Raw genomic sequence first — 5,960 nt, forward strand, 5'->3', positions numbered from 1 at the left:
TGGCGGCCGCGAGTGCGGCGTCGATGCTCGGGAACAGCGCCGACGCTCCGCGGGCCGGCCCCGGTGCGGAGCGCAGGCCGACCGTCGCCTCGGTCACCAGCGCGAGGGTGCCCTCCGATCCGACGACCAGGGAGGTCAGGTCCAGGCCCGCCACGGACTTGATGGTGTCGCTGCGCGTGCGCACCGCGCTGCCGTCGGCGAGCACGACCTCGAGCGAGCGGACCGATTCGCGGGTCACCCCGTACTTGATGCAACGCATGCCGCCGGCGTTGGTCGCGATCGTCCCCCCGATGGTCGCCCACTCCGCCGAGACCGGGTCCGGCGCGTAGAAGAGGCCCGCCTCGGTCGCGGCCTCCGCGAGCTCCTGCACGGTGACGCCCGGCTGCACCACGGCGAGGCGCTCGAGAGGATCGATGCGGAGGATCCGGTTCATCCGCGAGAAATCGACGAGGATCGCGCCGTCGACGGCGGACCCGGCCCCCGCGAGGCCGGTGCGCGCGCCCTGGGCCACGAGCGGCGTGCCGTGCGCGTCGGCGATCCGCACGACGGCCTGCACCTCCGTGGTGGAGCCGGGCCGTACGAGCACGAGCGCCCATCCGCGGGCGGTCCCCGAGCGATCCCGTTCCAGACTCCGCAGCTCCGTCTCATCCACGACGATCGACCCGGCCGGCAGCGCCTCGCGCAGCGCATCGACGATCCTGCTCGCTGTGCTCGTCATCGGTCCCCTTCTCGGCCTGTCTCGTCGGTTCATCTCGCTCTCGGATGCGAGTGCAGATAGTGCTCCCTCAGCATATCCGCCGTGACCTGCGTGTAGATCTGGGTCGTCGTCACCGATGCGTGGCCCAGCAGCTCCTGGACGGTGCGGACGTCGGCGCCGCCCGCGAGCAGATGGGTGGCGAAGGAGTGCCGCATCGTGTGCGGAGAGATCTCCGTCTCGATCCCGGCACGCTCCGCCGCGCCCCGGATCACGAGCCACACACTCTGACGCGACACGCGGCCGCCGCGCGGACCGACGAACAGCGCAGGGGTGCCGCGGCCCGCCGCGACCATCGCCGGTCTCGCCCGCACCAGGTAGGCGGCGAGCGCCCGGCCCGCGTAGCCGCCGTAGGGCACGATGCGCTGCTTGGAACCCTTCCCGGTGACGCGCAGGAAGCCGCCCTCGCCCAGAGCGCGCTCCGGGTCGTTCCAGGCGTCTCCGCCCTGCCCGGAGAGCAGATCGTCGATGTCGAGCGCCGTCACCTCGCTGACGCGCGCCCCGCTCGCGTAGAGCAGTTCGAGTAGGGCCCGGTCCCGCAGTCCCACCGGGTCGTCGCCGCCGGCCGCGTCGAGCAGCGCGGCGACCTGATCCGTCGAGAGCGCCTTGGGCAGTCGCTGGCCCTTCTTCGGTGCTCGTACGCCGCTGCCCGCGAACTCGGGCAGCAGCCCTTCCTCGAAGAGGAACCTGTGCATGCCGCGGACGGTGGAGAGCCTGCGGGCGATGGTCTCGGGCGCGAACGGCGGCCCGCCCGTCGACCCGTTGAGCTCCGCGACGTAGTCGGCGAGGGTCTCGGGAGCGACATCCGCGAGGTCCTCGATCCCCGCAGCCGCGAGCCACTCGGAGTAGGCGGTCAGGTCACGCCGGTAGGCGTCGCGGGTGTTCTCCGAGAGCCCGCGCTCGATCGCGACGTGCCGCAGATAGCGCTCGGCACCGTGCTCGGGGCTCGGTCCCCACGACATCGCTCAGGCGTCGTCGAAGAGGCGCGCCGCCTCCCGGCGCCGGATCGCCGCGCCGGCCAGGCCCGCGAAGAGCGGGTGGGGGCGGCCGGGGCGGGAGCGCAGCTCGGGATGCGCCTGCGTGGCGATGTAGAAGGGGTGGACGTCGCGCGGCAGCTCGACGTACTCGACGAGTTCGCCGTTCGGGCTGGTACCGCTGAAGACCAGCCCGGCCTCGGCGATCCGATCGCGATAGGCGTTGTTCACCTCGTAGCGGTGGCGATGGCGCTCGCTCGCGGTGGTCGCCCCGTAGAGCTCGGCGGCGAGGGAGCCCTCTGAGAGCTTCGCCTCGTAGAGGCCGAGCCGCATGGTGCCGCCGAGATCGCCGCCGTCGATGATCTCGACCTGCTCGGCCATGGTCGCGATCACCGGGATCGGCGTCTCCGGGTCGAACTCGGTCGAGGAGGCCTCCTCCAGGCCGGCGACGTGCCGCGCGTACTCGATGACCATGCACTGCAGACCGAGGCAGAGGCCCAGCGCGGGAATCCCGTTCTCGCGGGCGAAGCGGAGCGCGCCGAGCTTGCCCTCGATGCCCCGGATGCCGAAGCCGCCGGGCACGCAGATGGCGTGCACGTCGCCCAGCGCTTCGAGCTGCCCCTCGGGCGTCTCGCAGTCGTCGGAGGCGACCCACTTGACGTTCACCTTGGTCGAATGCGCGAAGCCGCCGGCGCGGAGCGCCTCGGTGACCGAGAGGTAGGCGTCGGGCAGGTCGATGTACTTGCCGACGAGCCCGATGGTGACCTCGCCCTTCGGCTCGTGGACGGCGTCGAGGACCGGCTGCCAGGTGCTCCAGTCCACCTCGCCGGCGCGATCGTCGAGGCCGAGATGGCGGGTGATGGTCTGGTCGAGGCCCTGGTCGTTCAGCAGCTTCGGCAGGTCGTAGATGCTCTTCACGTCGATCGCATTCACCACCGCGCCTTCGTCGACGTCGCACATGAGGGCGATCTTGCGCAGGTTGTCGTCGGTGACCGGCCGATCGCTGCGCAGCACGAGCGCATCGGGCTGGATGCCGAGGGTGCGCAGCGCGGCGACGGAGTGCTGGGTCGGCTTGGTCTTCTGCTCGCCCGAAGCACCCATGAATGGCACGAGGGAGACGTGGACGAACATCACGTTCTCCCGGCCGAGCTCATGCCGCACCTGGCGGGCGGATTCCATGAACGGCTGGGATTCGATGTCGCCGACCGTGCCGCCGATCTCGGTGATGATCACATCAGGCTGGGGGATCTCCTCGGACTGGAGCCGCATACGTCGCTTGATCTCGTTGGTGATGTGCGGGATCACCTGCACGGTCGCTCCGAGGTAGTCTCCGCGGCGTTCCGCGGCGATGACCGTCGAGTAGATCTGACCGGTCGTGACGTTCGCGGCCTGTGAGAGGTTGATGCCGAGGAAGCGCTCGTAGTGCCCGATGTCGAGGTCGGTCTCGGCACCGTCGTCGGTCACGAAGACCTCGCCGTGCTCGAACGGGTTCATGGTGCCCGGATCGACATTGAGATAGGGATCGAGCTTCTGCATCACGACGTGCAGGCCGCGCGCGGTGAGCAGGTTGCCCAGACTGGCGGCGGTGAGCCCCTTGCCGAGCGACGAGATCACGCCCCCGGTCACGAAGATGTGCTTGGTCGTACCGTTGCTGTTTCGCTCTGCTCCCACGGGCTTCGATCCTATCAGTCGCTACGGCCGCTGCACACCGTCGTCCGGTGCACCGCGCGATTCAGAGCTGCTCCTGCCGCGGCACCCACACCTGTTTGATGATCATCAGGATCATCGCGGTGACCGGGATCGAGATCAGCGCACCCAGCAGGCCGAGCAGCGTGCCGCCGGCCAGTGCGCCGATCACGACCAGCGCCCCCGGGACCGATACGACACGGTTCATGATCCTCGGCGTGAGCAGGTATGCCTCGAGCTGCATGTATACGAGGTAGTACACGGCCGCGATGATCGCCGCGGTCGGCGATTCGAAGAGCGCGACCCCGGCTACGAGCACCGTGGCGAGCACGGATCCGAACAGCGGGATGAGGGCGAGCAGGAACACGCCGACCGCGACCAGTCCGGCGAAGGGCACCTTCACGATCGTCATCATGATGAAACCGCAGACGGCGTTGATGAGTGCGAGGATCACGATGCCGTTGACATATCCGCCGACGGACTTGGTGATCTGCTCGGTGATGTCGATCACCCGGACGCGGTTGGATCGGGGAGTCAGCGAGTAGAACGCACGCTTCGTCGCCTGCAGCGACGCGAGGAAGTAGAGGCTCAGGATCAGCACGATGAGCGCGGCCGTCAGGCCGTTCGCGATGCCGACCCCGGCCTGCCAGACCCCGCCGGCGACCTGCGCCCAGTTCTCGGGCTTGCCCACGAAGTCCTGACCCATCGAGATCAGGCCGTCGAAGTCGATGTAGCTGCCGAAGCGCTCCTTGAGGCTCAGATACCATTCCTCGCCGGTGATGCCGTTGAAGTAGCTCGGAGCCGTGCGCACGAGGGTGGCGACCTGGTTCGCGATCATCGGAATGACGACGGCGAGGATGCCGCCCACGATGAGGAGGAAACTGGCGAACACGATCGCGATGCCGAGCGGGCGCTTCACATTGTGCCGCTCCAGCCAGCGCACGACCGGTTCGAGGGCGAGAGCGATGAAGAGTGCGCCGACCACGTACATGATGATCGTGCTCAGCTGGCCGATCATCTGGCCGACGAGGATGGCGGTGAGCGCTCCGAGCGTGAGCACGAAGCCGAGCTGGAACGGGCTCCGCACCACGAACTCGCGGAGGGTGCGCTGACGCTTCGTCTCCTCCTTCGCGTCCTCCTCCGCCGCGGTCACGGCCTGGCGGTACATCTCGCGGGTCTCGGCGTCGAGCTGCTCGAGGTCGACGTGCACGATATCCGGGTGCTCCTCGGCGGCGTCGCCCGAGCTCGCCCCCGTCTCGATCACGGGGCCGGTCTCTCGGTGCGAACGACGCAGGATGTTCCTCATGGGGCGAGGTTAGCACCGAGCTCCGACATCGACCGGGAGCCCTGCCGTCACGGTGCGCCGAGATCCAGCAGCTCTGCCGCGTGCTCGAGCGCGCTCTGCGAGTCGCTGAGGCCGGAGAGCAGGCGCGCCATCTCGGCGAGGCGCTCCTCTCCCTCCAGCCGGCGGCAGCTCGACCGGGTGAAGCCGCCTGCGGAGTCCTTCGCCACCTGCAGGTGGTTGTTGGCGAAGGCCGCAACCTGGGCGAGGTGCGTGACGACGATCACCTGCGAGGTCCGGGAGAGTCTCGCCAAGCGGCGCCCGATCTCGATCGCCGCCGCACCGCCGACTCCGGCATCCACCTCGTCGAAGACGAAGGTGGGGACCGGATCGCTCGCGGCCACCACGACCTCGAGCGCCAGCATCACCCGCGAGAGCTCGCCGCCCGAGGCGCCCTTCGCCAACGGCCGCGGCTCCGCTCCGGGATGGGGCTGCAGGAGCAGGCGCACCTCGTCGGCGCCGTCCCTCCCGAGCTCCGCCGGCTCGACCTGCGCGACGAAGCGCGCATCCGGCATGGCGAGCTCCCGCAGTTCGACGGTGACCCGATCGGCGAGATCGGCCGCAGCCGCTCCGCGGAGCCCGCTCAGTTCCTCGGCGAGACGCCGCTCGTCAGCGGCGAGTTCCGCCTCCCGGGAGGCGAGTTCGTCGATCCGGGTGTCGTCCCCCTCGAGCTCCGTCAGCCGGACCACTGCGCTCGCGCCGCGGTCGATGACCGTTTGCGCGTCGGTGGCGCCGTAGGCGCGCATCAGCCCGGTCAGCGCCGCGAGACGACCGTTGGCGCGTTCGAGCTCCATCGGGCCGTCCTGATCGAGGTCCCCTGCGTAGGCCGATAGCGATCGCACCGCGTCGCTCAGCTGGATGCCGGCGGCCTGCAGCACCTCTGAGACGGCCGCGAGACGCGGATCGACCGAGGCCACCCGCTCGAGCTCGCGTCGAGCGCTGTCGACCAGGCCCACCGCGTCGGCGCTGTAGGGATCGTCGCTCTCGTCGGAGAGCGCCCGCAGAGCCGCAGAGCTCGCTGCGCGCAGCTCCTCGAGGTTGGACAGGCGCTCGATCGAGGCCTGCAACTCGCTCTCCTCGCCCGGCCGGGGGTCGACGGCGGCGAGCTCGTCGAGCTCGGCGCGCAGACGTTCGGCTTCGCCGATCCGCTCCGCGCGCGCCTCCGTCAACTCCCGGAGCTCGGACTCCGCCGCACGCCGCGCGG

5 protein-coding genes are annotated in these 5,960 nt (G+C 69.9%); all 5 read right to left on the reverse strand.

Annotated elements, in window-relative coordinates:
• Positions 1-718 (reverse strand): FAD-binding oxidoreductase (locus ACFPZL_RS08920; protein ID WP_382335139.1); only part of this gene is annotated, 718 nt, incomplete at its 3' end.
• 29 nt (positions 719-747) lie between these two features.
• The gene (locus ACFPZL_RS08925; protein ID WP_218114948.1) at positions 748-1,716 is read right to left on the reverse strand and encodes a site-specific tyrosine recombinase XerD; all 969 of its coding nucleotides are present in this window, start codon (positions 1,714-1,716) and stop codon (positions 748-750) included.
• A 3-nt stretch (positions 1,717-1,719) separates the two neighbouring features.
• Positions 1,720-3,399: a CTP synthase gene (locus ACFPZL_RS08930; RefSeq protein WP_218114949.1), complete on the reverse strand. Its 1,680-nt coding sequence runs from the start codon at positions 3,397-3,399 to the stop codon at positions 1,720-1,722.
• Between the two features lie 61 nt (positions 3,400-3,460).
• On the reverse strand, positions 3,461-4,720 hold the full coding sequence (locus ACFPZL_RS08935; RefSeq protein ID WP_218114950.1) for an AI-2E family transporter: 1,260 nt from the start codon (positions 4,718-4,720) through the stop codon (positions 3,461-3,463).
• 47 nt (positions 4,721-4,767) lie between these two features.
• Positions 4,768-5,960, reverse strand: a 1,193-nt coding sequence (locus ACFPZL_RS08940; RefSeq protein ID WP_382335141.1) for a DNA repair protein RecN, incomplete at its 5' end; no start/stop codon positions are given.

The organism is Leucobacter soli, assembly GCF_042659205.1.
Lineage (GTDB): Bacteria > Actinomycetota > Actinomycetes > Actinomycetales > Microbacteriaceae > Leucobacter > Leucobacter soli.